The following is a 23,368-nucleotide window of genomic DNA, read 5'->3' on the forward strand; positions in this document are numbered from 1 at the left end:
GTGCCTCGAGCGTGTGAAAACCATAATCAGATCCCTGACCCCCGCCCCGCGGGGGGCCAGGCCCGCGCCGGACGTCCCCCGCGGCGTTCCCGACGAAAGTCGCGCGGCGGGTGCGGCAAGATCGCGGGCATGCGTGTCGTGCTGCTGGTGCTCGCCCTGCTGGTTTCGCTCGCGGTCCCGGCTTCGGCGGGGGAGCGCCCGCTCGCGTGGAAGCTGAAACCCACCGGCGTCACCGCGCAGTTCCGCGGCCTGTCCGCGGTCAGCGCCCGGGTCGCGTGGGTGAGCGGCACGCAGGGCACCGTCCTGCGCACGGTCGACGGCGGGGCCACCTGGAAGCCCGTGGGCCCGCCGGGGACCGAGACGCTGCAGTTCCGCGACATCGAGGCCTTCGACGCCGAGCACGCCGTGACCCTTTCCATCGGGCCAGGCGCGGACTCCCGCGTCTACCGGACCGACGACGGCGGCGCGCACTGGCGCCAGACGTTCCAGAACACCGACGCGGCCGCGTTCTACGACTGCCTCGCCTTCTTCGACCCCTGGCGCGGCCTGGCGATGAGCGACCCGGTCGACGGCCGGTTCCGGGTGCAGGCCACCTTCGACGGCGGCCGCAGCTGGCGGCCGGTGCCCGACAGCGGCTTCCCGCCCGCGCTGCCCGGCGAGGCCGGGTTCGCGGCCAGCGGCCAGTGCATCACCACGGCGGGGCCGTTCGACGCCTGGCTCGCGACGGGTGGCGGCGCGACCGCCCGCGTCCTGCACTCCGGCGACGGCGGCCGGCATTGGACGGCGTCGGACACGCCGTTGCCGAGCAGCCCGTCGGCGGGCGTGTTCGCGCTGGCCTTCCGCTCGCCGTCCCAGGGCGTCGCGATCGGCGGCGACTTCGCGAACCCGACGGCGCCCGGCCCGGCCGTGGCGCTCACCCGCGACCGCGGCCGCACCTGGACGACCCCGGCGCAGTACCCGGCCGGCTACCGCTCCGGCCTGGCCTGGCGCGGTGGCACGGTGCTGGCGGTCGGCCCGGGCGGCAGCGACTACAGCCCGGACGGCGGACGGCACTGGACCTCGTTCGACACGGGCAGCTTCGACAGCGTGGACTGCGCCGGGGCCGCCTGCTGGGCCAGCGGCGCCCAAGGCCGGGTGGCGCGCCTGGGCTAGAGGACCTGGCCGGTGGGCCGGACCAGGATCTCGTTGACGTCGACCGTGGGCGGCTGCTGCAGGGCGTAGAGCACCGCGCGGGCGATGTCGTCCGGCTCCAGCTTCGGCTTCGTGCGCTGCTCGTCGCTGAGGATGTCGGTGTCGGTGATGCCCGGGTTGATCAGCGTGACCCGCACCCCGGTGCCGACGGCCTCCTCGCGGATCGCGCCCGCCATGCCGGTGACGGCCCACTTCGTCGCGGAGTAGAGGCTCGCGTTGCGGATGTAGCGGCCGGCCACCGAGCCGGTGATGAGCAGGTGGCCGGAGGTGTCCTTGAGCGCGGGGAGGACGGCCCGGGCAGTGTAGGCGGCGCCCAGGACGTTCGTGCGGACCATGGGCTCCCACGCCGTGGGGTCGGGGTCGTCGTCGCCGAAGAACGAGGTCCCGACCCCGATCCCGGCGTTGGCGAAGGCGGCGTCGAGCCGTCCGAACTTCTCGACGGTCTCGGCAACGGCCCCGGAGATGCCCGGCCAGTCGGCGACATCGGCGGCGAGGGCGATGGCCCGGTCTTCGCCGAGTTCGGCGGCCAGGGCGGCGACGGACTCGGCCTTGCGGGCGACGAGGGCGACCTTGAACCCGGAGGCGGCGGCCAGGCGTGCGGTGGCGGCGCCCAGACCGCGGGAGGCGCCGGTGACGAGGAGAACGCGATCATCCATGCCCTCCAGGCTAGGGAGTCAGCACGAGCCGGCCACGCAGCCCGCCCGCGGCGAGCCGCTCGTGCGCGTCGGCCGCGCGGGCGAGGGGCAGCACGCCGGCCACGCGCGGCGGGAGGCTCCGGGCCAGCTCGGCGAGCCGCTCGCCGTCCGCGCGGATCCAGACGTGCCGCACGCGGATCCCGCGCAGGGGGATCGGGGCGGCGCCCGCGGCGAAGGCCACGAACTCGCCGCCGCCGCGAACCGCGTCGAGGGCGTCCAGGCCGAGGAGGGCGGTGTCGAGCGCCGCGTCCACCCCGCCCGGGACCACCGCGCGCACCCGGTCGCCCAGCGCCGGGCCGCGGGGCACGAACTCGTCCGCGCCGAACGCCCGGACCTGCGCTTCGTCGGCTTCGGAGGCCGCCGCCACGACCCGCAGCTTCCGGGCGTGCGCCAGGGCCACGGCGTACCCGCCGACCGCGCCCGCCGCCCCGGTCACCAGCACGGTGCCCGCGGTCTCCACCGGATCCAGGGCCTGGGCGGCGGTCAGCGCGTTCAACGGCAGGGTGGCGGCTTCGACCGGCGACACGCCCGGCGGCGCCGGGGCTATGGCCGAGGCGTCCAGCACGATCTGCTCGGCATAGGCGCCGAGCGGCGTGGCGATCCGGTCGCGCAGACCGATCACTGCATCGCCCACCCGGAACCGGGCGCGCTCGCCGGCTCCGGCCGGCGCCTCCGCGCGGCCCGCGTCCTCGCCGATCGCCTCGATCTCGCCGGCGACGTCCCAGCCCAGGCCGAGCACCTCCCGCGGCGGGATCACCCCGGCCTCGGTCAGCGCGCCACTGCGGGTCGCCAGGTCCACCGGGTTCACCGCGGCCGCCGCCACCCGGATCCGCACCTGCCCCGGACCCGGTTCCGGCACCGGGACCTCGGCGAACTCCAGCACTTCCGGTCCGCCGAACCGGCGGATCACCATCGCACGCATCCGAACCTCCTTCCCCGCGAACGTAGGGGGAGTTACTCTCCATCGGGAAGTACGCACTCGCAGGTGCCTACCCGACGAGGAGGTTCGCCCGGTGTCCACGCGCACGGCGGAACAGCGGCGGCACGCCGAAAAGGCCGCCTACGACGCCTACCTGGCCGCGTGCCCGACCCGGAAGCTGCTCGACGAGATCGCCGGCAAGTGGGTCAGCCTGATCCTGGTCGCTCTCGGTGACGGGCCGCAGCGCTACAGCGACCTTTCGCGGCGCATCGCCGGGGTCAGCCAGAAGATGCTCACCCAGACCCTGCGGGTGCTCGAGCGGGACGGTCTCGTCACCCGCGAGGTCACCCCGGCGGTCCCCGTCCGCGTCGACTATTCCCTTACGCCGCTGGGGGAATCGCTGCGGGCGCTGATGGCCGGGTTCAAGGACTGGGCCGAGGCCAACTTCGAAGCCGTCGACGCGGCCCGTGCCGATTACGACGCGCGCACCCCGGACCTCACGATCGGGCCGGGCGGCGCGGGCTAGGCTCTACCGGGTGTCCACCGCACGCGCCGAACGGCTGGTCAATCTGGTGCTGGCCCTGTTGTCCACCCGGCAGTACCTCACTGCCGAGAAGATCCGCGGCATCGTGCCCGGGTACGGCGACGCGACCAGCGACGACGCCTACTTCCGGATGTTCGAACGGGACAAGACCGAGCTGCGCGAACTCGGCATCCCCCTGGAGACCGGCCGCAACGGCGCGTTCGACGCCATCGAGGGCTACCGCATCGCCCGCCGCGACTACGAACTCGGCGAGATCGACCTCGCCCCCGACGAAGCCGCCGCCGTCGCGCTGGCCTCGCGGCTGTGGGACTCCCCGGAGCTGACCGGCCAGGCGCAGGGCGCGCTCGTGAAGCTGCGCGCCGCCGGCCTCGAGGTCGACGACCAGGCGCCCACCGTGGTCGAGCCGCGTGTGCGCGCCGAACCGGCGTTCGGGCCGCTGCTGGCCGCGGTCCAGAACGGCCAGGCCGTGCGCTTCGAATACCGCCGCAGCGGCTCCCCGGAACGGATCATGCGCACCCTGGAACCCTGGGGCGTGGTGTCGTGGCGGGCCCGCTGGTACGTCGTCGGGCACGACCGCGACCGCGGCGCCACCCGCTGCTTCCGGCTCTCCCGCGTCACCGGGCAGGTCCGCACCGCCGGCAAGCCCGGCGAGGTCCGCCGCCCCGAGGGGGTCAACCTGCTCAAGCTCGTCACGGCCACGGTCGACAGCGAGCCGGCGCCGGTCACCACCGCCCGGGTCTGGGTCGCCGACGGCCGCGCGGCCGGGGTCCGCCGCCGCGGCACCGTGGTCGGCCGTGCCACGGTCGACGGCGAAGAGGGCGACCTCGTGGAGATCGGCCTGCTCTACCCGGAGTCCGCCGCCGACTGGATCAGCGCGCAGGGCCCGGACGTCGTCGTGTTCGAACCCGACGTGCTGGCCAAGAGCGTCCAGGACCGGCTGGAAGCCGTCGTCGCCCGGCAGGGGAGCGCGCGGTGAGCGGGTCCACCGACCGGATGCCGCGGCTGCTCGCGCTCGTGCCGTACCTGCTGGCGCGCCCGGGCATCCGCATCGACGACGCGGCGCAGGACTTCGACGTCAGCCCGAAGCAGCTGCGCAAGGACCTCGAGCTGCTCTGGATGTGCGGGCTGCCCGGCTACGGCCCCGGCGACCTGATCGACCTGTCCTTCGAGGGCAACACGATCGTGGTCACCCACGACGCCGGGATGAGCCGCCCGCTGCGCCTGACCGGCGGCGAGGCGACCGCGCTGCTGGTGGCGCTGCGGGCGCTGGCCGAGACGCCGGGCGTGGTCGACGGCGACGCCGTCCGCCGCTCCATCGCCAAGATCGAGGCCGCCGCCGGGCAGGCCCAGCCGGCCGGCGTGGTCGTCGGCGGGGGAGTGCGCGAGGGCAAGAAGACCGCGCGGACCCGCGAGGAGGTCGCCCGGGCGCTGCAGGGCGGGCGCGCGCTGCGGATCCGCTACTACACCGCCTCGAAGGACCAGATCACCGAGCGCACGGTCGACCCGATGCGGCTGCTGATCGTCCAGGCGGTCGGCTACCTCGAGGCCTGGTGCCGCCGCGCCGAGGGCGTCCGGCTGTTCCGGCTCGACCGGATCGACGAGCTGACCGTCCTCGACGAGCCGTCGCGGCCACCCGCGCACGCCCACCCCACCGACATCTCCGACGGTGTCTTTCGCGAGCGTCCCGACCAACGGGAGGCCGTCCTGGTCCTCGACCCGGACGCACGCTGGGTAGCCGAGTACTACCCGTGCGAGGAGCTCGACGAGCTCGACGGCGGCCGGCTGCGGATCCGGATGCGCTACGCCGACCAGTCGTGGATGGTGCGCCTCGTGCTGGGCCTGGGCGGGGAAGCGCTGGTGGAGAGCCCGGCCGACCTCGCGTCCGACGTCGGTCGCCGGGCCGCCGACGCCGTGGCCCGAGCCCGTCACCTTCCGTCAACCTGCGACCACTAGGCTGACGGCGTGCCGTACCTGCCCACCGCCGTGCTCATCGCACTCGGCCTCGTCGTCCTCGTGGTCCTGCTGGTGCGGACCGTCAAGGTCTTGCGTGCCTTCCGGCAAACCACAAGCATGGTGGTGACGAACACCCAGGACCGGGCGGGGCTCGTCCGTGCCCGGGCGGCGGGGTTGCGCGTCGCGTTCGCGCAGCGCCGCCACAAAGCGGAAAACCAGTAACATCCCTACCAGACGCAGATAGGAGGCCACCATGCTGAACGGATTGCAGCCGTGGCATTTGATCATCTTGGTGCTCGTCGTCGTGCTGCTGTTCGGGGCCAAGAGGCTTCCCGACGCGGCCCGGTCCATCGGCAAGTCCATGAAGATCTTCAAGGCCGAGACCAAGGACCTCACCGGCGAGAAGGCCGCGGCGCACGAAGACGCCGAGCCCGCCGAGACGAAGCAGCTCCCGGCCACGCCCGCTTCGACCGACCAGCAGGTCGCCGACCTGCAGCGTCAGCTCGACGAGCTGAAGAAGCAGCAGGCGGCCGAGCAGCCGCAGAAGAACGTCAGCTGAGCCGCTCCGGCCCCACCCGGTCCCCCGTCCACGGAGCGCGCCGAACCCGGCGCGCTCCGGCGGACTCCGACGAGAACGGAACAACCCGTGGCGGAATCCGCCTCCGGAAACGGTGACAGCCGCCGGTCGAAGCGGCGCAAGCGCAGCCGTCGCACCAACCCCGACGGCACGATGACGCTCATCGAGCACATCTACGAGTTCCGCCGCCGCCTCGGCTTCGCCCTGCTCGCGGTGGTGGTCGGCGGGATCTTCGGGTTCATCTGGTTCGGCACCAACATCGGGCCGATCCCGTCGCTCGGCGACCTCGTCAAGGACCCGTACTGCGCCATCCCGCCGAGCCGGCGGCTCGACAGCGCCGAAGGGTGCCGGCTGCTGCAGACCGTGCCGTTCGAAGCGTTCATGACGCAGCTGAAGGTCGGCATCGCGGCCGGGGCCGTGCTGCTCTCGCCGGCCTGGCTGTACCAGCTCTGGGCGTTCATCGCGCCCGGCCTGTACAGCAAGGAGCGCAAGTACGCGCTGACCTTCGTCGCGTTCGCGTCGGTGCTGTTCGCCGCGGGCGCCGTGCTCGCCTACATCCTCTTCCCGCACGCCCTGCAGCTGCTGATGGGCTTCGGGCAGGACGCGTTCGTCACCGCGCTGACCGCGGACAAGTACATCTCGTTCCTGCTGTCGCTGCTGATCATCTTCGGCATCAGCTTCGAGCTCCCGCTGCTGGTGGTGATGCTCAACCGCGTCGGCGTGGTCAAGTACGTGCAGCTGAAGAAGTGGCGCCGCGGCATCGTGTTCGCGCTGTTCGTCTTCGCCGCCTTCGCCACCCCGGGCTCCGACCCGTTCTCCATGCTCGGCCTCGCCGGCGCGCTCACCGTGCTGTTCGAGATCGCCGTGCAGATGGCCCGCTTCCACGACCGCAAGCTCGAGAAGGCCCGCGGGGACGAGGGCTGGGATCAGCTCGCCGACGACGAAGCCGCGCCGTTCGACTACACGCCGAGCACCATCGACGACGAGCCGTCCGCCCCGACCGCCTCCGGTGGCCGCTCGAGCACCGACGACGTCACCTAGTGGGGCTCCACGCCGCGCTCGCCGTGCACCCGGCCTCGGGGCACGGCGCCGCCGCCCGGATCGCGGACACCGTCGCCGAGCGGCTGCGCGCCGCCGTGGACCGGCTCGACGTCCTGGTCGCCAACTCCGTCGAGGAGTCCCGCGCGCTGATGCGGTCGTCGCACGCGGCCGGGCTGGACGTCCTGATCGTGCTCGGCGGCGACGGCGCCGCGCACCAGGGTGTCCAGTTCTGCGCGAACAACGACGTCGCGCTCGGCCTGGTCCCGGCCGGCACCGGCAACGACTTCGCCCGCGCCCTCGGCGTTCCCGGCGAGCCGCTCCCGGCGGTCGACGCGCTGGTCGCGGCCCTGGGCTCGGGCGCCCGCCGCCGGATCGACCTCGGCCGCGCGGGCGACGCCTGGTTCGCCACGGTGCTGTGCGCGGGCTTCGACGCGAGCGTCAACGAACGAGCCAACCGGATGCGCTGGCCATCCGGCCCGCGCCGCTACGACCTGGCGATCCTGGCCGAGCTGGCCTCGTTCCGGTCCCGCCCGGTGGTCGTCGACACCGGCACGGGCCGCCTGGAGCTCGAAGCGACCCTGGTGGCGATCGGCAACACCCGCTTCTACGGCGGCGGCGTCCCGATCTGCCCGACGGCCGATCCCGAGGACGGCGTCTTCGACGTCACGATCATCGGCCACACCACCCGCCGCGGCCTGATCCGCATGCTCCCGGGCCTGCGCACGGGCAACCACGTGACCCACCCGGCGGTCCGCACGCTGCGCGCCCGCGCGGTGACCTTGGCCGGCAACACCTGGCCGGCCTACGCGGACGGGGAACCGCAGGGCACGGTCCCGATGACGGCCACCTGCGTTCCCGGTGCCCTCACCGTCCTGGCCTAACGGTCGTAGCCGCCCGCTCGGGCCACCAGGTGCCGGAAGTGCGCCGGCGTCAGCAAGCGGCCCGAGTCGGTGAAGTAGACGCCGCCGCAGCGGTGGCAGAACCAGCCCTGCTCCCACACCTGCCGCGCCGCCGGGACCCCGCGCCGCTGCCTCCGGTGCGCCCGCACCCGGCGCACGTACAGCCAGACCAGCACCCCGGCCGCGACGTAGACGCACACCGACGGCAGCGAGATCAACGCGACACCCAGCACCTTCGACGCCACCCCGCCCGGCGGCGGATCGCCCACCGCCGAGAACGGCAGCAGGAGGAAACAGCTGCCCACCACGGCCAGCACGATCGCGGCCGCCAGCAGGCCGCCGCCCCGGCGTGGGGGAGGGAAGGGGTCGAGCGCGCGGGCGACCGCGGTCACCGACACGCCGCTCACCTGGCTGCTCGTGACGACGACGCCGGCACCGGCCGGCACCGCGACCACCGGCCCCTGGCCGCGGTGGAACGAGTGGCCGCCCTGGTACGCCGCGGGCACGTGCTGCACCTGGTCCAGCAGGCCACAGCTCGGGCACGGTCCGGTCATGCCCGCTCCGACGCGCCCGGAGCCGCACCGGTTCCGCGGTCCCTCCCGGTGTATAACGACCTATACCGCGGGTCGATGCACGCAACGTGCGGACTGTCGGTGGGGTGTGAAACCCTGACGAGGTGGCCAGTAGCCCTTCTCCGTCCCCGGCCGAGGCCTATGCGGCCTCCGCGCGCCGCGGGAAGTACGCCCAGCTGACGCGCTTCGCCGCGGAGGTGTCCTTCGAGTTCGACCAGTTTCAGATCCGGGGGTGCGAGGCCCTCGAAGACGGCCACGGCGTGCTGGTCTGCGCGCCCACCGGCGCGGGCAAGACCGTGGTCGGCGAGTTCGCCGTGCACCTGGCGCTCGCCGAGGGCCGCAAGTGCTTCTACACGACGCCCATCAAGGCGCTGTCGAACCAGAAGTACGCCGACCTCGTCGCCCGCTACGGCACCGACGCCGTCGGCCTGCTGACCGGGGACACTTCGATCAACGGCAACGCGCAGGTGGTGGTGATGACCACCGAGGTGCTGCGCAACATGCTCTACGCCGGCTCGTCCACGATCACCGACCTCGGTTACGTCGTGATGGACGAGGTCCACTACCTCGCCGACCGGTTCCGGGGCGCGGTGTGGGAAGAGGTGATCCTGCACCTGCCGGAGTACGTCCGCGTGGTGGGGCTGTCGGCGACGGTCAGCAACGCCGAGGAGTTCGGCGAGTGGCTGGTGGAGGTCCGGGGCGACACGACGGTCGTCGTCGACGAGCACCGGCCGGTGCCGCTCTGGCAGCACATGCTGGTGGGGAACCGGCTGCTCGACCTGTTCGCCGGCGACGACGTGCACGCGCCGAACGCCGAGCTGCGGATCAACCCGACCCTGCTGCGGCGGACCGAGGAGATCGGCCGCCAGTACGCGCCGGCCGGGTTCCGGGGGCCGCGGGGCCGGCGGGGCGCGCCGCCGCGGATGCCGCGGTTCCGGCCGCCGTCGCGGGTCGACGTGGTCGAGCAGCTGGACCGGGCCGGGTTGCTGCCGGCGATCGTGTTCATCTTTTCGCGCGCCGGTTGTGACGCGGCGGTGGCGCAGTGCGTCCGGTCGGGCCTGCGGCTGAACGGACCCGGCGAAGTCGAGGAGATCCGGCGGGTCATCGAGGAGCGCACCGCGGACCTGCCCGAGGGCGACCTGGGCGTGCTGGGTTACTGGGAGTGGCGGGAGGCCCTGGAGCGCGGGATCGCCGGGCACCACGCGGGGCTGCTGCCGGCGTTCAAGGAGACCGTCGAGGAGCTGTTCGTCCGCGGGCTGGTGAAGGTCGTGTTCGCGACCGAGACCCTGGCGCTGGGGATCAACATGCCGGCGCGCACGGTCGTGCTCGAGCGGCTGGTGAAGTACAACGGCGAGGCGCACGTCGATCTGACGCCGGGGGAGTACACGCAGCTCACCGGGCGGGCCGGGCGGCGCGGCATCGACGTGGAGGGGCACGCGGTCGTCGCGTGGCAGCCGGGGGTGGACCCGAAGCAGGTGGCCGGGCTGGCCTCGACGCGGACCTATCCGCTGCGGTCGTCGTTCCGGCCGGGCTACAACATGGCGGTCAACCTGGTGGCGCAGGTCGGTGCGGCCGAGGCGCGGGAGCTGCTGGAGCAGTCGTTCGCGCAGTTCCAGGCCGACCGGTCGGTGGTGGGGACCGCGCGCCGGATCGAGCGGAACAAGGAGGCCCTGAAGGGGTACACGGCCGCGGTGACCGGCGATTTCGACGAGATGCTGGAGTACGTCGAGCTGCGGGCGAAGATTTCGGCGCGGGAGAAGGCGTTGTCGCGGCAGAGCACCGCGGCGCGGCGGGCCGGCACGGCGGAGTCGTTGGAGAAGCTGCGCAAGGGTGACGTCATCGCGGTGCCGGCGGGGCGGCGGGCCGGGCTGGCCGTGGTGGTCGATCCGGGGCTGGACCCGATCCGGGAGCCGCGTCCGGTGGTGGTGACCGAGGACCGGTGGTCGGGGCCGTTGTCGGTGGCGGACTTCCCGTCGCCGGTGGAGGCGCTGGGGCGGATCAGGCTGCCCAAGCACGTCGAGCTGCGGTCGCCGCGGACGCGCCGGGACATCGCCTCGACGCTGCGGAACTCGGGGATTTCGTTGCCGGGGCGGCAGAAGCGGGGTTCGGGGGCGAACGAGGACGGGGAGCTGGCGGCGTTGCGGCGGGCGCTGCGGGCGCACCCGTGTCACGGGCTGGCCGAGCGGGAGGCGAACCTGCGCTGGGTCGAGCGGTACCAGCGACTGGCCGCCGAGACGCAGCAGCTGGAGCGGAAGGTCGCGGCGACGACGCACTCGCTGGCGCGGGCGTTCGACCGGATTTTGGCCTTGCTGGGTGAGCGGGGCTATTTGGCAGTGGCGCGAAGCGCCTCCGTTGAGGGTGGTGGCGGGGGCATGGATGGATTGGGGCCGGAGTCGGCCGGGGACGGGGAAGACCGCGTCACCGAGGACGGGCGGCGGCTGACGCGGCTCTACAGCGAGTCGGATCTGCTGGCCGCGGAGTGCATCCGGCACGGGGTGTGGCGGAAGCTCAACGCGGCCGAGCTGGCCGCGGTCGTGTCGACGCTGGTGTTCGAGGCTCGCCGGGACACCGCGGGGGAGCCGCGGCTGCCGGGCGGGGCGGTGCCCGAGGCGTGGCAGGAGACGGCGCGGCTGTGGGTGGAGCTGACCGAGGACGAGCGGCGGCACCGGCTCGACCGGACCCGGGAGCCCGACGCCGGGTTCGCGTGGCCGGTTTACCGCTGGGCTCGTGGCGAATCCCTGGAGAAGGTCCTCACCGCGGCCGAGGCGAACGGTCAGGAGCTGTCGGCCGGTGACTTCGTGCGCTGGTCGCGGCAGGTGATCGACCTGCTCGACCAGGTCCGGGACGTGCTGGGCAAGGCGGATCCGGTGGGGGCGACGGCGGCCGAGGCGGTGAAGGCGCTCCGCCGCGGAGTCGTGGCCGCGGGGGCGGCGTGAACTCGGTGTCAGCCCAGCTCGGCGGCCGGGTGACCGGTGAGCGTGGACACGTGTGCTCGGGTCCGACCTGTGGTTGGATCGCCTGCGACACCGTGTATGCGCGGCTTGCCGGTGTTTCGGGGTGGACAGCGAGATGAATGAAGCAGGCGGAGGCAGACGATGAGCACGCCGTATGGCGGCAACGACCCACAGCAGCCCCAGTACGGGCAGCAGCCGGGCGGCGCGTACCCGCCGAGCGGCTCGCAGGAACAGCCGCAGTGGGGGCAGCCGCAGCAGCCTTCTTACGACCCGAACCAGCAGCAGCAATGGGGCCAGCCGCAGCAGCCCCAGCAGTGGGGGCAGCAGCCGGGCGGGTACACCCCGCCGCAGCAGCCGCAGTGGGGCCAGCAGCCGCCGCCCTACGGGCAGCAGCCCGGTGGTGGGTACCCGCAGAGCGGGCCGCAGGCGCAGCCGCAGTACGGGCAGCAGCCGGGTGGCCAGTACGACTACGGCCAGCAGTTCCCCGGCACGGCCGCGCCGGAGGCGGAGAAGCCGGCGAAGTCGAAGAAGGGCCTGCTGATCGGCGTGGTCGCGGCGATCGTGGTCGTCGCCGCGTTCCTGGTGCTCGGGTTCGTCGCGCCCGGGTTCCTGAAGACGCAGGTCTTCAACAACACCCAGATGCAGACCGACGTGCAGAAGCTGCTGACCGAGACCTACAAGATCGACGGCGTCACCGGTGTCACCTGCCCCGCCGAGCAGAAGGTGGAGGACGGGGCGAAGTTCGAGTGCACCGCCACCATCGCCGGGAAGCCGCAGCAGGTGCCGATCACGGTGAAGGGCACCGGCGGCAACTACGAGGTTTCCCCGCCCGTCGCCAAGTAGCGTGCCCGAGGCCCGGCCGCCGGCGTATTCCGGTGGCCGGGCCTCGGCGTTTCCGGAGATGATCCGGGCATGAGCGACTTCGAGATCCGGACGCTGGACGACGGCGAACACCGGGCGGCCAGCGAGCTGTTCCGCGCGACCATGCACTTCCCGCCGTCCGACGATGCCGAATGGGTGTACGCGGCGCGCTACTACCAGCCCGGGGGCACGCTCGGGGCGTTCGACCCGGAACTCGTCGGGACCGCGCGGTCCTTCGACGCCGAGCTGACCGTGCCCGGCGGGGCGCGGCTGCCGATGGTGGGGGTCACTTCGGTGGGGGTCCGGGCCGATCGCACCCGGCGCGGCATCCTGCGTGCGCTGTTGACGACGCAGCTGGAGGACTTCGCCGCGCGCGGCGTGGTGTTCGCGAACCTGCTGGCGTCGGAGGCGGGGATCTACGGCAGGTTCGGGTACGGGCTGGCGACGCGCGCCCGCACCTACAGCGTCGACCGGCACCGGGCCCGGGTGCGGCCGGACGCCCCGGTGGGCGGTGAGCTGGAGCTGCTGGACCTCGACCGGGCGCTCGAGGTCTGTCCCGGCGTGTACGAGGGGCTCGAGCAGCGGCCGGGGATGATGACCCGGCCCGAGGTGCTGTGGCGGCTCTACGAGATGCAGCTGCGGCGGCACGCGACGCCGGCGAAGGCGGTCGTGCACCACGGCCCCGGCGGGCCGGACGGGTTCGCGATCTACCACGTCGGCGGCGCGATGGCCCCGCCGTGGACGAAGAGCCTGGAGGTCGACGACCTGTTCGCCGGCTCGCCGGCGGCGTTCGCCGGGTTGTGGCGGTTCCTGCTCGGCGTGGACCTGGTGGACCGGGTCGTCGCCGAATCGCGGCCGCTGGACGAGCCGATCGAGCTGCTGCTCGCCGACCACCGCCGGGGCAACGTCGACCACGTCGGGGACGAGCACTGGATCCGGCTGGTCGACGTCCCGCGGGCACTGGCCGCGCGGGAGTACGGGCACGCCGAGCCGGTGGTCGTCGAGGTGACCGATCCGCTGCTGCCGGGCAACAGCGGCAGCTACCTGATCACCCCGGACGGCGCCGAGCGCACGGACCGGCCGGCGGGGCTGCGCCTGGACGTCACCACGCTGGCGATGGTCTACCTGGGCACCTGGCGGGCTTCGGCGCTGGCCGAGGTGGGGCGGATCGAGGTCCGCGACCCGGCTGCGCCGCCGGCGGCGGACCTGCTGTTCGGCACCCGGGTGGCGGCCTGGAGCGGCAGCCACTTCTGAGCGGCGTGGCCGGGTGACCGGAAAACGGCGTGCCAGGCCCGGCGGCGGGCGGCAGGATCGGGGAGATGACCGCCTTCGACGTCCGTCCGATCACCGAGGAAGAGCGGCGCAGCACGTTCGACGTGCTGCGCCGCGCGTTGCACACCCAGCGCGTCACCGACGAGCGCTGGGCCCGGGTCGGGGAATCCTGGCCGGCCGCGCACAAGTTCGGCGCGTTCGAGGGCGGGAGCCCGATCGGGATCGTCAGTGCTTTCGACACCGAGATCGCCGTCCCGGGCGGGCGGACGCTGCCGGTGGCCGCGGTGGAGGGCGTCGGCGTCCGCGCCGACCGGACCCGCCGCGGGGTGCTGAGCGCGATGATGGCCGTGCAGCTGGCCGACTTCGCCGGGCGGGGTTTGCCGCTGGCCGTCCTGCACGCCAGCGAGCCCACCATCTACGGGCGGTTCGGCTACGGGTCGGCGGCGCTGGGCAAGACCCTGCGGGTGGAGCGGCCGGCGGCCCGGCTGCACGAGCGCGTGGCGGCCGGTGGGGACGTCCGGCTGCTCTCGCCGGAGGAGGCGGTGAAGGAGATTCCCGGGCTGTACCGGCGGATCGGGCTGCACCGGCCGGGCATGATCGCGCGTCCGCAGCTGTGGTGGCCGATCTCGCACAACCGGCCGGTGAGCGAGGGCGAGTTTCTCGTCGTGGTCCACAGTGGACCGGATGGTGACGACGGTTTCGCCGTGTACGGCACGATCGGCCGCCGGGTCTTCGAGGCACCCGACCGCGGGGCCGCGCTGGAGGTCCACGACCTGCACGCCGCCGGCCCGGAGGCGCGGGCCGCGCTCTGGCGGTACCTGCTGTCGGTGGACCTGGTCTCGGAGGTGCGCGCCCGCCACCGCCCGGTCGACGAGCCGCTCGCCCTGATGCTCACCGATCACCGCCACGCGGCGACCGCCGCCGTCGAGGACGACCTGTGGCTGCGGCCGGTCGACGTCGAGGCCGCGCTCGCCGCCCGCACCTACCGCGCGGCCGGCCCGGTGGTGCTCGCGGTGACCGACCGGCAGCTGCCGGCCAACACCGGGCACTACGAAGTCGGCCCGGACGGCGCCCGCCGCACCGGCGCCGCCGCGGACCTGGCCCTCGACGTCGACACCCTCGGCATGCTCTACCTCGGGCAGTGGCGGGCGACGACCCTGGCGGAGGCGGGCCGCATCGCCGCCGCTGACCCGGCGGCGCTCGGGCGGGCCGACGAGCTGTTCACCACCACGGCCGCGCCGTGGTGCGGCACCCACTTCTAGGCGCCGGGCAGGGCCTTGAGCAGCCGTTCGACGGAGTTGCCGAGGTTCCACCGTTCGGCCAGCTCGGCGACCCGCTCGGGGTCGGCGGGTGTCGCGGGGACGGTGTCGGGGCGGGACTGCTCGACCGGCGCGTCGACCGCCACCCGGACCACGGTCGGGGCGACGGCGAGGTAGTCCGCCGCTTCCTTCAGCCGCAGCCGCGTCTTGAGCGGGAGCGCGGAGTCGCCGGCCTCGCTCGCCTTCACGAGGGCTTCGAGTGAGCCGAACTGCGTGATCAGCTTCGCGGCGGTCTTCTCGCCGATGCCGGCGACGCCGGGCAGCCCGTCGGACGGGTCGCCGCGCAGGGCGGCCATGTCCGCGTAGGCCGGTCCGGCGGTTTCGCGCGGCAGGCTGTAGCGCTCGGCGATCTCGGCGGGCCCCAGCACCTCGGCCTTGGCCCAGCCCTTGCCGACGTAGATGACCGAGGCGGGCGTGGGCTCGGTGCGCACGAGCTGGAAGAGGTCCCGGTCGCCGGTGATCACTTCGACGGGGTCGGCCTTCTCCCGGGTCGCCAGCGCGCCGATGACGTCGTCGGCCTCGTAGCCGGCGGCTTCGGCGGTGGCGAACCCGAACGCTTCGAGCAGGTCGAGGATGATCGGCACCTGCGGGGTGAGCGTGTCGGGCACCTCTTCGACGTCCGGGCCGCTGCCGGTCTCCTCGGCCACCCGGTGCGCCTTGTAGCTGGGCAGCAGGTCGGTGCGGAACTTCGGCCGCCAGTCGGCGTCCAGGCAGCAGACGAGCCGCGCCGGGCGCCGGTCGGTGAGAATCCGCGCGATCGTGTCGGCGAACCCGCGCACGGCGTTGACCTGCGTCCCGTCGGCGGCGCGCATCGAGTCGGGCAGGGCGAAGAAGGAGCGGAAGTACAGGCTCGCGGAGTCGAGCAGGGCAAGGGATCCGGTCACCCGCACAGCCTGCCATGACCGGGGCCCGCAGGAGGGGCAGGCCACGCGGCGCGGTTGCCGGGGAGTGCGGTCCGGGCTCGCCACGAAGACCGTGGTTGACCGGGGCCGGCCTTCCGTGGCACCCGGAATTGTCGGTGGTGGCCGGTAGCGTGGAAAACGGGGGGCGCCCCCGCGGGCGAGGGCGGCTTTCGACGGCTGCTGGGCTGGACGGGAACTGGTCTGGGGTGCCCCGCGGGCCGGGGCGGCTCCCCGGCGGCTGCTGGGGTTGAACCGTGGCTGGTCCGGGGCGCGCAGGGGCCGGGCGGTTCCCGGCGGGCCCTGGGCTGAACTGGTCCAGGGTGGGCGGGCCAAGGCGGCTTCCCGGCGCCCCGCTGGTCCAAGCCGCCCTCGCGGGCGAGGGCGGCTCCCGGCTGCTGGGGCTGAACCGGACCTGGGCCGGGGCGCCCGGGCCAGGGCGGCTCCCCGGCGCCCGCTGGAACTGATCCGGGCCGCCCGCGGGCCAGGGCGGCTCCGGGTCGGGGGAGCTGGGTCACCCGGCCCGGCATGTCGCGGCCCCGGGCGCGGTCCCCTCGCCCGCCGCCCCACTAGGCTCGGCCTCATGTCGCGCCGATCCCTTCACACGCCCGCTCCCGATGCCGCCGCCCTCCGGGCGCGGCTGGACCGTGCCCGCGCTGCCGCGGCCGCCGCGGGCACCGATGCCCTGCTGATCGCGCCCGGCTCCGACCTGCGGTACCTGCTCGGGCAGGCCGGCGGCTCGTTCGAGCGGCTCACCACCCTCGTCGTCCCCGCCGACGGCACCCCCGCGCTCGTCGTGCCGAAGCTCGAGGCGCCCGGGTACGCCGATGTCCCCACCGACGAACTCGGCGTCGAGCTGCTGACCTGGGTCGACGGCGACGACCCGTACAAGCTCGTCTCGGACCGGCTCGGCAAGCCCGGCCGGGTCGCCGTCAGCGACTTCACCCCCGCGCTGCACGTCCTCGCGCTGCGGGCCGCGCTCGGGGACGCCGAGCAGACCCTCGCCGGGCCGGTCGTGCGGGAGCTGCGGATGCGCAAGGACGCCGCCGAGATCGCGTCGCTGCGCGAGGCCGGCGCGGCGATCGACCGGGTGCACGCCCGCGTCCACGAGTGGCTGCGGCCGGGCCGCACCGAGGCCGAGGTCGGCGCCGACATCGCCGCGGCCATCGTCGAGGAGGGGCACGTCCAGGCGGACTTCGTGATCGTCGGCTCCGGCCCGAACGGGGCCAGCCCGCACCACGACGTCTCCGAGCGCGTCATCGAGAAGGGCGATGTCGTGGTCGTCGACATCGGCGGCCCGCTGCCGGCCGGCTACAACTCCGACTCCACCCGCACCTACGCCGTCGGCGAGCCGCGGGACGCCGACGTGGCCGAGACCTACGCGGTGCTGCAGCGGGCCCAGGCCGCCGCGGTGGCCGCGGTCAAGCCGGGTGTCACCGCCGAGGCCGTCGACGCCGCCGCGCGGACCGTCATCGCCGAGGCGGGCTTCGGCGAGTACTTCATCCACCGCACCGGGCACGGCATCGGCCTGGACGTGCACGAGGAGCCGTACATCATCGCCGGCAACGCGCTGCCGCTGGAGCCGGGCATGGCCTTCAGCGTCGAGCCCGGCATCTACCAGCCGGGCCGGTGGGGCGCCCGGATCGAAGACATCGTGATCGTCACCGCCGACGGCGTCGAGCCGGTCAACAACCAGCCGCACGAGCTCGTCGTGCTGGACGCATGACCACCGGCGGCCTGGAGCCGCTGGACCAGTCGATCGTCCAGGAGCTCGCGGCGGACGGCCGGCGCAGCTTCACCGACCTCGCCGAACGCGTCGGGCTGTCGGTGTCGGCGGTGCACCAGCGGGTGCGCCGCCTCGAGCAGCGCGGGGTCATCCTCGGCTACACCGCCCGGCTCGACGGCGAGCAGATCGGCCTGCCGCTGACGGCACTGATCTCGCTGACGCCGAACGACCCGGCGGCCCCCGACGACTACCCGCAGCGGATCCAGCACATCAAGGAGATCGAGTCGTGCTACTCGGTGGCCGGCGACGAGTCCTACATCCTGCTGGTGCGCGTCCAGTCGCCGCTGGCGCTGGAAGACCTGCTGCGGCGGATCCGGGAGGCGGCGAAGGTGTCGACCCGCACGACGGTGGTGCTCTCCACGCCGTTCGAGGGGCGTTCGCCCACGTTCTGACCCCGGCGCCACGCTGGTGTCAGGACATGGGCGCTGGTACGGTAAAAGGTATGGCAACACGTAAGGTCACTCTTTCGCTGGACAGCGGCGCGCTGGAATTCGCCGAACGAGCCGCGAAAGCCCACGGAATCTCGGTCTCGTCCTGGCTGTCGAAGGCGGCCAGGCGCGAGGCGGTGCGCACGGGATACACCCCGCAGAAGCCGGAACCGGCCGCCGCGGAATCGGACGAGGCCGAGCGCAGCGCGGCGGAAAAGGATCTGCGTGCGCAGGGGTGAAGTCTGGACGTACCACCCCCCGACCGATCCGGCCCGGCAGCGCACGGTGGTGCTGCTGTCCTCGGACGGGGTGAACGAGTCCGAGCGCCCCTGGCTGCTCGGCACCGAACTGCTCGACCGCGACCCGATGGACATCCTCGGCGTGGCGATCGACGCCCGCTACTGGGTGTCGACACTCAACCTCACCCGGCTCTACCGCCCGTGGTTCGACGAGCGCCTCGCCGAAATCGACCAGGACGTCCAGGAGCGCATCGACATCGCGTTGCGGGCCGCGCTCGACCTCTGAGCTCCGCGGCCGGACGTACCCGGCCGGTCGGCTGACGTACCTGGAGGGTCGGTTCGCGTACCTGGAGGGTCGGCTCACGGTCCGACCGTCCAGGTACGCAGGCCGACCCCCGGGGTACGCGAACCGGCTTTCCGGGTCAGCGGGCCACGACCTCCGGGACCGCGTGGAGCTTGCCGTCCGCGCCGGCCAGGCAGGAGGCGTTGCCGTCCTTGGCCGCGATGAACTCCGTCAGGCAGTTGGCGATCGCCGCGTGGCCCGCGGCGTTGGGGTGGAACGATTCCTGGAGGGCGTGCCCGGCGCGGTCGGCCTGGCCGAGGTCGGCCAGCTGGAGCGTCAGCCGGGTGAACCACTCCGTCGCCGGGTTGGCGCCGCCGCTGCAGGCCTCGTGCTTGACGCCCGCCTTGGCCAGGTCGAGGAAGCGCGCCCCGGTCTGTGCGGCGGCCGCCTTCAGGCCCGACGACAGCACGCCGATGCCGGTCTGGGCGATCCAGCGCAGGTCTTCGGTGCGGAACGGGCAGCCGTCGAGGCTGCGCAGGTTCTCCGGCAGGTCCGGGCCGATCGGCGCCGCGTAGGACTGCAGGATCAGCTGGTAGTCCGCGGGGACGTAGCCGGCGGAAGCCAGCACGGCCTTCACGTCCGAGACCGCCTTGGCGACCTTCGGCACCATCGCGTCCACTTTGGACTGCCAGGTCTGCTTCAGCGCGGTGCTGCACGGCGGGCCGCCGGGGTCGAACCACGCCTTGAAGCAGTCGTTGACCTGGTTGGAGAACTTCGGCTCGTCGTTCGCGCCGACCGCGATCACCACCGCCGCCACCCGGTGATCCTTCACCAGCGCGGCCAGCTGCTGCGCCTGCGAGCCCTCGGTCCACTGCTTCACGTCGCCGAGCGCGACCTGCTCGGCGGGCGCGCCGGAACAGCCGAGGTTGACGTGCGCGGTGATGCCCGGGGTGGCGATCTTCTCGACGAAGGCGTTGGGGGAGCGGTGGCACCAGTTGCCGCCCTGGCCGTTGGTGGTGGCCGTGTACTGGCCGGCGCCTTCGCCGGAGACGGTGCTGTCGCCCATCGCGACGACGGTGAGCGGGCCGGTGCCCGGCGGGCCCTGCCGCGGCTGCGGCTGCCCGGGCTTGCTTTCGGAGCCGAAGAAGACGAAGAACCCGGCCAGCAGGGCCACACACGCGAGGACGAGGGCTCCCCAGTACCACCGAAGACGTCGCATCGCCGTCGATTCTACGGACCGGCCGATCGGCGGACACGGTGCGTCACCGCAGCCAGCTCCGCGCCAGCCGGACGAGCGACTGGGCCAGCGTCGCCGGGCTGATCCGCCGGTCCCGCCGCCAGTGCCGGACCTGCTCGGCGGAAAGGGCCGCGAGGAGGACGTCCGCGGCGAGCTCGGCGTCGGCCGCGCCGCCGGCCTCGAGCAGGTGCCGGCAGTGCTGCCGCCACAGCGCGTGCGCGCCGGTGCGGAACCGGGCGCCGGGTGTGGCGGTCTCGGAAAGCAGGACGAGGTCCAGCTGCCGGTCGAGGAGTTCGAGGTAGGCCTGGACGAACGCGCCGAGGCGGTCCGCGGGCTCCGCGCCGGGGCCCAGGGGTGGCGGGCCGGTGAGGATCCGCTCCTGGAGTTCGTGTTCCCGCTGGTCGAGCAGGGCCATGGCGAGGCCGCCCTTGTCGCCGAACCGGCGGTAGAGCGTGCCCTTGCCGACGCCGGCGGCGCCCGCGACGTCGTCCATGGTGACCGCCTCGACGCCACGTTCGGCGAAGAGCTTCTCGGCGGCTTCGAGCACGCGGATCCGGTTGCGGGCGGCGTCGGCCCGCTCGCGGACGGGCGCGCCGAGGACCGGCAGCTCGGCGGGCGTTGACGAAGCGGACTGCGGTCCGCTACGGTTCGAGGACATAAGCGGACTCTAGTCCGATTCTTCGTCCGGCGAAAGCCGGCCTTCGATCGAGGAGCATCGCCATGCCCGATCTGCTGCACATTTCCGCGTCCCCACGAGGCGAAGCGTCCCAGTCGCTGCGTCTGGCAGCTACTTTCCTGGACACCTACCGCAGCCTCCACCCGGGCGCCGACATCGACGAGTGGGACCTCTGGGACGGCTCGCTGCCCGCCTTCGGCCCGGCCGCGGCCGGCGCCAAGATGACCGTCTTCGGCGGCGGCACCCCGCAGGGCGAGGAAGCCGCGGCCTGGGCCGCGGCGCGGGCGGCGTTCGACCGGTTCGACGCCGCCGACCGGATCCTGTTCAGCGTGCCGATGTGGAACTCCGGCGTGCCGTACGCCCTCAAGCAGTTCGTCGACGTCGTGTCCCAGCCCGGCTGGATCTTCGGCGTCGACCCGGCCACCGGCTACCGGCACCTGCTCGAAGGCCGCGGGAAGCGGGCCGCGGTGATCTACACCAGCGCGGTGTGGGCGCCGGGACTCGGCCCCGAGTTCGGTGCGGACTTCCAGGCGCCGTTCTTCACCGGCTGGCTCAACTGGACCGGCATCGACGACGTCACCGAGATCCGCTTCCACCCGACCCTCACCGGGGATGCCGAAGAGGCCGGCCGGATCGCCCACGAGGCCGCCCGCGACACCGCCAAGACGTTCTGAACCCGGGCGGAGGACCGACACCGGCGACGATTTCACGGCCGAGGCGCCTCGGCCGCCACCGGGCGGCCGCGTCGCCCGCTCAGCCCGCCTGGGTCAGGTCCGTGGCCGCCGCCAGGTCGGCCGCGACCTCGGCGACCGCCCGCACCGCGGGGTTGTCGCCGCCCGGCAGCCACACCAGCTCCGTGCGGGCGACATCGCCGTCCAGCGGTACGAACGCCACACCGCTGCGGCGCAGGCTGTGCGACGTCCGGGTCAGCCGGGTCACCCCGACGCCGGCCGCGACCAGTCCCAGCAGGCCCTGCACGGTCCCGGCCCGCTGCACCACCCGCGGAGTGAAGCCGGCCGCGGCGAAGTCTTCGTCGTAGCTGCGGTGCCACGGTTCCCAGGCGGCGCGCGGGGTCAGCACCCACGGTTCGGCCGCCAGGTCGGCCAGCTTCAGCGACGCCCGCCCGGCCAGCGGGTGCTCCGCCGGCAGCACCGCGCACACCTCTTCGGTCAGCAGCGTCCGGGACGCGAGGTCGCCGACCAGCGGCGGCCGGGTGAACGCCAGGTCGAACCGGCCCTCGCGCAGGCCCTCGACCAGCTCGGCGATCGACGCCTCGGCCGTCGTCACCGTCAGCCCCGGCAGCCGTTCCCGCACCGCGCGCACCACCGGCGGCAGCAGGTAGTTCGCCGTCGTGGCGAGGAAGACGAGCCGGACGTCGCCGATCTCGCCGCGGGCCGCCCGCCCCAGCGTCGCGACGGCTTCCTCGGCGCGGGCCAGCACCGCGCGCGCCTCGGGCAGGAAGAGCCGGCCGACGGCGGTGAGCCGCGTCCCGCGGGCGTCGCGGTCGAACAGCCGCACGCCGAGAGCCCGCTCCAGCACGCTGATCTGCTGGGACAGCGACTGCTGCGCGAGGTGCAGCCCGGCCGCGGCGCGGGTGAAGCCGGCTGCCTCGGCGACGGCGACGAAGTAGCGGAGCTGCCGCAACTCGGGGGTCACAGGCTCCGACTGTAGCCGCGGCAGGACATCGGTGTTGGCGGCCGGGCCGGGCTCGTCCCCAGGATGGGAACGGAGAAGAGCACTGGGAGGACACCGAAAATGACGAACCCCGACGGCCGCGTCTGGCTGATCACCGGCTGCTCCGCCGGCTTCGGCCGGGAGATCGCGCTGGCCGCACTGGCCGCGGGCGACCGCGTGCTGGCCACCGCCCGCCGGCCGGAAACCCTGACCGGACTGCAGGAACGCGGCGGCGACCGGCTCCGGACCGCGGCACTGGACGTCACCGACGCCGGGCAAGTCGACGCGGCGGTGAAGGCCGCGCTCGAGGCGTTCGGCCGGATCGACGTCGTGGTCAACAACGCCGGCAACGGCTCGGTCGGCGCGGTGGAAGAGCTCACCCTGGACGAGCTGCGCGCGCTGATGGAGGTGATGTTCTTCGGCGCGGTCGCGGTCACCAAGGCGGTGCTGCCGCACCTGCGCGCGCAGGGCAGCGGCACGGTCGTGCAGATCAGTTCGATGGGCGGGCAGCTGTCCCCGCCCGGTTACGGCGCCTACTGCGCGGCGAAGTTCGCGCTGGAAGGCATTTCGGAGGCGCTGGCCGCGGAGGTGGCCCCGTTCGGGGTCAAGGTGCTGATCGTCGAGCCGGGCGCGTTCCGCACCGAGTTCGGCGGCGGCCGCATGCACCGCTCCCGCACGATCGACGCCTACGCGGTGTCGACCGGCGGGACGCGCGCGGCGGTCGAGAACATGGACGGCACCCAGCCCGGCGACCCGGCCAAGGCCGCCGCGGCGATCGTCCGCGCGGTCGGCAGCGCCGACGCCCCGCTGCGGCTCGCGCTGGGCGCGGACGCCGTCGAGGCGATCCGCGCCCACCACGAGGCCGTCGCGGCCGACCTCGCCGCCTGGGAAGAGGTCAGCCGGGCCACCGCGCTCGATCCGGCTTAGGCGTCCTGCAGCAGGCCGAGGACGTTGCCGTCGGCGTCGGTGAAGGTCGCCACCAGGCGCCCGTTGCCGACGTCCTTCGGCTCGTCCTTGACCGTCCCGCCCGCCTTGGTGACTTCGGCGAGCTTCGCCTCGATGTCGCCGACGTGCCAGTAGGTCACCGGGCCGGTCATACCCTGCCGCGCGCCGTTCGGCACCAGCCCGATGTGCTGGCCCTCGACGTCGTAGCCGACGTAGTAGGGGGCGTCGGCCTGCGGCTCGATGCCCAGCAGGGCGGTGTAGACGGCCTTGGCGGCGGCCAGGTCGGTGACGGGGTGCAGGACGGTCTTGATCCCCTGGGTGCTCATCTTCGGTGCTCCTGAAGTCGTGGTCTGCGGTACGTCGTGAACGCTATGGCCGGGACGCTGACCAGCGCTTCTCGATTC

Annotated in this window: 26 protein-coding genes; 18 read left to right on the forward strand and 8 right to left on the reverse strand. The window is 73.6% G+C overall.

Annotation, left to right across the window (positions count from 1 at the left end; translation table 11 throughout):
- Window positions 1-129: 129 nt before the first annotated feature.
- Window positions 130-1,152, forward strand: coding sequence for a WD40/YVTN/BNR-like repeat-containing protein (locus ACWED2_RS12895; RefSeq protein WP_449690627.1), 1,023 nt, complete (start codon window positions 130-132; stop codon window positions 1,150-1,152).
- Here ACWED2_RS12895 and ACWED2_RS12900 read toward each other — a convergent pair.
- Window positions 1,149-1,847: an SDR family oxidoreductase gene (locus ACWED2_RS12900; protein WP_449690628.1), complete on the reverse strand. Its 699-nt coding sequence runs from the start codon at window positions 1,845-1,847 to the stop codon at window positions 1,149-1,151. The two genes, ACWED2_RS12895 and ACWED2_RS12900, sit on opposite strands and share 4 nt — an antisense overlap.
- A gap of 10 nt (window positions 1,848-1,857) precedes the next feature.
- Window positions 1,858-2,808 carry an NADP-dependent oxidoreductase gene (locus tag ACWED2_RS12905; RefSeq protein ID WP_449690629.1) on the reverse strand — a complete coding sequence of 317 codons (951 nt, stop codon included), beginning with the start codon at window positions 2,806-2,808 and terminating at the stop codon, window positions 1,858-1,860.
- A gap of 91 nt (window positions 2,809-2,899) precedes the next feature.
- Here ACWED2_RS12905 and ACWED2_RS12910 point away from each other — a divergent pair, with 91 nt between their 5' ends.
- From ACWED2_RS12910 to ACWED2_RS12940, 7 genes are all read left to right on the forward strand, one after another.
- Window positions 2,900-3,331, forward strand: a complete 432-nt coding sequence (locus ACWED2_RS12910) for a winged helix-turn-helix transcriptional regulator (protein WP_449690630.1) — start codon at window positions 2,900-2,902, stop codon at window positions 3,329-3,331.
- A 10-nt stretch (window positions 3,332-3,341) separates the two neighbouring features.
- A complete protein-coding gene (locus tag ACWED2_RS12915) occupies window positions 3,342-4,325 on the forward strand; it encodes a helix-turn-helix transcriptional regulator (RefSeq protein ID WP_449690631.1) in 984 nt (327 codons plus the stop codon).
- Window positions 4,322-5,302, forward strand: coding sequence for a helix-turn-helix transcriptional regulator (locus ACWED2_RS12920; RefSeq protein WP_449690632.1), 981 nt, complete (start codon window positions 4,322-4,324; stop codon window positions 5,300-5,302). Before ACWED2_RS12915 ends, ACWED2_RS12920 begins: the two co-directional genes overlap by 4 nt.
- 9 nt (window positions 5,303-5,311) lie before the next feature.
- Complete coding sequence (locus ACWED2_RS12925) at window positions 5,312-5,524, forward strand: bacteriophage holin (protein ID WP_449690633.1); 213 nt, start codon at window positions 5,312-5,314, stop codon at window positions 5,522-5,524.
- 31 nt (window positions 5,525-5,555) lie between these two features.
- Window positions 5,556-5,861, forward strand: coding sequence for a Sec-independent protein translocase subunit TatA (gene tatA, locus ACWED2_RS12930; RefSeq protein WP_449690634.1), 306 nt, complete (start codon window positions 5,556-5,558; stop codon window positions 5,859-5,861).
- Between the two features lie 87 nt (window positions 5,862-5,948).
- Window positions 5,949-6,920, forward strand: coding sequence for a twin-arginine translocase subunit TatC (tatC, locus tag ACWED2_RS12935; RefSeq protein WP_449690635.1), 972 nt, complete (start codon window positions 5,949-5,951; stop codon window positions 6,918-6,920).
- Window positions 6,920-7,801 carry a diacylglycerol/lipid kinase family protein gene (locus ACWED2_RS12940; RefSeq protein ID WP_449690636.1) on the forward strand — a complete coding sequence of 294 codons (882 nt, stop codon included), beginning with the start codon at window positions 6,920-6,922 and terminating at the stop codon, window positions 7,799-7,801. Before tatC ends, ACWED2_RS12940 begins: the two co-directional genes overlap by 1 nt.
- On the opposite strand, the gene ACWED2_RS12945 is transcribed toward ACWED2_RS12940, so the two are convergent.
- Window positions 7,798-8,373 (reverse strand): hypothetical protein, encoded by a 576-nt coding sequence (locus ACWED2_RS12945; protein WP_449690637.1) that lies wholly within the window; start codon window positions 8,371-8,373, stop codon window positions 7,798-7,800. The two genes, ACWED2_RS12940 and ACWED2_RS12945, sit on opposite strands and share 4 nt — an antisense overlap.
- Before the next feature lie 122 nt (window positions 8,374-8,495).
- Between ACWED2_RS12945 and ACWED2_RS12950 the strand changes: the two genes are divergently transcribed.
- From ACWED2_RS12950 to ACWED2_RS12965, 4 genes are all read left to right on the forward strand, one after another.
- Window positions 8,496-11,327 (forward strand): DEAD/DEAH box helicase, encoded by a 2,832-nt coding sequence (locus ACWED2_RS12950; RefSeq protein ID WP_449690638.1) that lies wholly within the window; start codon window positions 8,496-8,498, stop codon window positions 11,325-11,327.
- A 159-nt stretch (window positions 11,328-11,486) separates the two neighbouring features.
- On the forward strand, window positions 11,487-12,188 hold the full coding sequence (locus ACWED2_RS12955) for a DUF4333 domain-containing protein (RefSeq protein ID WP_449690639.1): 702 nt from the start codon (window positions 11,487-11,489) through the stop codon (window positions 12,186-12,188).
- Between the two features lie 69 nt (window positions 12,189-12,257).
- Window positions 12,258-13,460, forward strand: coding sequence for a GNAT family N-acetyltransferase (locus tag ACWED2_RS12960; protein ID WP_449690640.1), 1,203 nt, complete (start codon window positions 12,258-12,260; stop codon window positions 13,458-13,460).
- A gap of 65 nt (window positions 13,461-13,525) precedes the next feature.
- Window positions 13,526-14,740 carry a GNAT family N-acetyltransferase gene (locus ACWED2_RS12965; protein ID WP_449690641.1) on the forward strand — a complete coding sequence of 405 codons (1,215 nt, stop codon included), beginning with the start codon at window positions 13,526-13,528 and terminating at the stop codon, window positions 14,738-14,740.
- Here ACWED2_RS12965 and ACWED2_RS12970 read toward each other — a convergent pair.
- Window positions 14,737-15,681: a 5'-3' exonuclease gene (locus ACWED2_RS12970; RefSeq protein WP_449690642.1), complete on the reverse strand. Its 945-nt coding sequence runs from the start codon at window positions 15,679-15,681 to the stop codon at window positions 14,737-14,739. The two genes, ACWED2_RS12965 and ACWED2_RS12970, sit on opposite strands and share 4 nt — an antisense overlap.
- 598 nt (window positions 15,682-16,279) lie before the next feature.
- Between ACWED2_RS12970 and ACWED2_RS12975 the strand changes: the two genes are divergently transcribed.
- Genes ACWED2_RS12975 through ACWED2_RS12990 form a run of 4 tightly spaced genes read left to right on the forward strand, consistent with a single transcriptional unit; the run spans window position 16,280 to window position 18,435 of the window.
- The gene (locus ACWED2_RS12975; RefSeq protein WP_449690643.1) at window positions 16,280-17,422 is read left to right on the forward strand and encodes a M24 family metallopeptidase; all 1,143 of its coding nucleotides are present in this window, start codon (window positions 16,280-16,282) and stop codon (window positions 17,420-17,422) included.
- Window positions 17,419-17,874 (forward strand): Lrp/AsnC family transcriptional regulator, encoded by a 456-nt coding sequence (locus ACWED2_RS12980; protein ID WP_043786019.1) that lies wholly within the window; start codon window positions 17,419-17,421, stop codon window positions 17,872-17,874. Before ACWED2_RS12975 ends, ACWED2_RS12980 begins: the two co-directional genes overlap by 4 nt.
- A 50-nt stretch (window positions 17,875-17,924) precedes the next feature.
- The gene (locus tag ACWED2_RS12985) at window positions 17,925-18,149 is read left to right on the forward strand and encodes a hypothetical protein (protein ID WP_091311498.1); all 225 of its coding nucleotides are present in this window, start codon (window positions 17,925-17,927) and stop codon (window positions 18,147-18,149) included.
- Window positions 18,136-18,435 (forward strand): hypothetical protein, encoded by a 300-nt coding sequence (locus ACWED2_RS12990; RefSeq protein WP_449690644.1) that lies wholly within the window; start codon window positions 18,136-18,138, stop codon window positions 18,433-18,435. The genes ACWED2_RS12985 and ACWED2_RS12990 overlap by 14 nt, the downstream gene beginning before the upstream one ends.
- Before the next feature lie 136 nt (window positions 18,436-18,571).
- Here the strand turns inward: ACWED2_RS12990 and ACWED2_RS12995 are convergent, their stop codons facing one another.
- On the reverse strand, window positions 18,572-19,651 hold the full coding sequence (locus ACWED2_RS12995; protein WP_449690645.1) for a GDSL-type esterase/lipase family protein: 1,080 nt from the start codon (window positions 19,649-19,651) through the stop codon (window positions 18,572-18,574).
- Between the two features lie 43 nt (window positions 19,652-19,694).
- On the reverse strand, window positions 19,695-20,327 hold the full coding sequence (locus ACWED2_RS13000; RefSeq protein ID WP_449690646.1) for a TetR/AcrR family transcriptional regulator: 633 nt from the start codon (window positions 20,325-20,327) through the stop codon (window positions 19,695-19,697).
- Window positions 20,328-20,389: 62 nt separating this feature from the next.
- On the opposite strand from ACWED2_RS13000, the gene ACWED2_RS13005 reads away from it, so the two are divergent.
- Window positions 20,390-21,019 carry an FMN-dependent NADH-azoreductase gene (locus ACWED2_RS13005; RefSeq protein ID WP_449690647.1) on the forward strand — a complete coding sequence of 210 codons (630 nt, stop codon included), beginning with the start codon at window positions 20,390-20,392 and terminating at the stop codon, window positions 21,017-21,019.
- Between the two features lie 79 nt (window positions 21,020-21,098).
- Here the strand turns inward: ACWED2_RS13005 and ACWED2_RS13010 are convergent, their stop codons facing one another.
- Entirely contained in the window at window positions 21,099-22,001 is a 903-nt protein-coding gene (locus tag ACWED2_RS13010) for a LysR substrate-binding domain-containing protein (protein WP_449690648.1), read from the reverse strand.
- A gap of 99 nt (window positions 22,002-22,100) precedes the next feature.
- Between ACWED2_RS13010 and ACWED2_RS13015 the strand changes: the two genes are divergently transcribed.
- Window positions 22,101-22,946 carry an oxidoreductase gene (locus ACWED2_RS13015; RefSeq protein ID WP_449690649.1) on the forward strand — a complete coding sequence of 282 codons (846 nt, stop codon included), beginning with the start codon at window positions 22,101-22,103 and terminating at the stop codon, window positions 22,944-22,946.
- Here ACWED2_RS13015 and ACWED2_RS13020 read toward each other — a convergent pair.
- Window positions 22,943-23,290 (reverse strand): VOC family protein, encoded by a 348-nt coding sequence (locus ACWED2_RS13020; RefSeq protein WP_449690650.1) that lies wholly within the window; start codon window positions 23,288-23,290, stop codon window positions 22,943-22,945. The genes ACWED2_RS13015 and ACWED2_RS13020 overlap by 4 nt on opposite strands.
- Between the last annotated feature and the right edge of the window lie 78 nt (window positions 23,291-23,368).

The organism is Amycolatopsis sp. NPDC005003 (assembly GCF_053600695.1).

Coding starts and splice junctions, on each gene's coding strand:
- ACWED2_RS12895 (WP_449690627.1), top strand. CDS start 130: ATGCGTGTCGTGCTGCTGGTGCTCGCCCTGCTGGTTTCGCTCGCGGTC.
- ACWED2_RS13020 (WP_449690650.1), bottom strand. CDS start 23,290: ATGAGCACCCAGGGGATCAAGACCGTCCTGCACCCCGTCACCGACCTG.
- ACWED2_RS12905 (WP_449690629.1), bottom strand. CDS start 2,808: ATGCGTGCGATGGTGATCCGCCGGTTCGGCGGACCGGAAGTGCTGGAG.
- ACWED2_RS13000 (WP_449690646.1), bottom strand. CDS start 20,327: ATGTCCTCGAACCGTAGCGGACCGCAGTCCGCTTCGTCAACGCCCGCC.
- ACWED2_RS12965 (WP_449690641.1), top strand. CDS start 13,526: ATGACCGCCTTCGACGTCCGTCCGATCACCGAGGAAGAGCGGCGCAGC.
- ACWED2_RS12900 (WP_449690628.1), bottom strand. CDS start 1,847: ATGGATGATCGCGTTCTCCTCGTCACCGGCGCCTCCCGCGGTCTGGGC.
- ACWED2_RS12985 (WP_091311498.1), top strand. CDS start 17,925: ATGGCAACACGTAAGGTCACTCTTTCGCTGGACAGCGGCGCGCTGGAA.
- ACWED2_RS13015 (WP_449690649.1), top strand. CDS start 22,101: ATGACGAACCCCGACGGCCGCGTCTGGCTGATCACCGGCTGCTCCGCC.
- ACWED2_RS12960 (WP_449690640.1), top strand. CDS start 12,258: ATGAGCGACTTCGAGATCCGGACGCTGGACGACGGCGAACACCGGGCG.
- ACWED2_RS12995 (WP_449690645.1), bottom strand. CDS start 19,651: ATGCGACGTCTTCGGTGGTACTGGGGAGCCCTCGTCCTCGCGTGTGTG.
- ACWED2_RS13005 (WP_449690647.1), top strand. CDS start 20,390: ATGCCCGATCTGCTGCACATTTCCGCGTCCCCACGAGGCGAAGCGTCC.
- tatA (WP_449690634.1), top strand. CDS start 5,556: ATGCTGAACGGATTGCAGCCGTGGCATTTGATCATCTTGGTGCTCGTC.
- ACWED2_RS12980 (WP_043786019.1), top strand. CDS start 17,419: ATGACCACCGGCGGCCTGGAGCCGCTGGACCAGTCGATCGTCCAGGAG.
- ACWED2_RS12955 (WP_449690639.1), top strand. CDS start 11,487: ATGAGCACGCCGTATGGCGGCAACGACCCACAGCAGCCCCAGTACGGG.
- ACWED2_RS12975 (WP_449690643.1), top strand. CDS start 16,280: ATGTCGCGCCGATCCCTTCACACGCCCGCTCCCGATGCCGCCGCCCTC.
- ACWED2_RS12945 (WP_449690637.1), bottom strand. CDS start 8,373: ATGACCGGACCGTGCCCGAGCTGTGGCCTGCTGGACCAGGTGCAGCAC.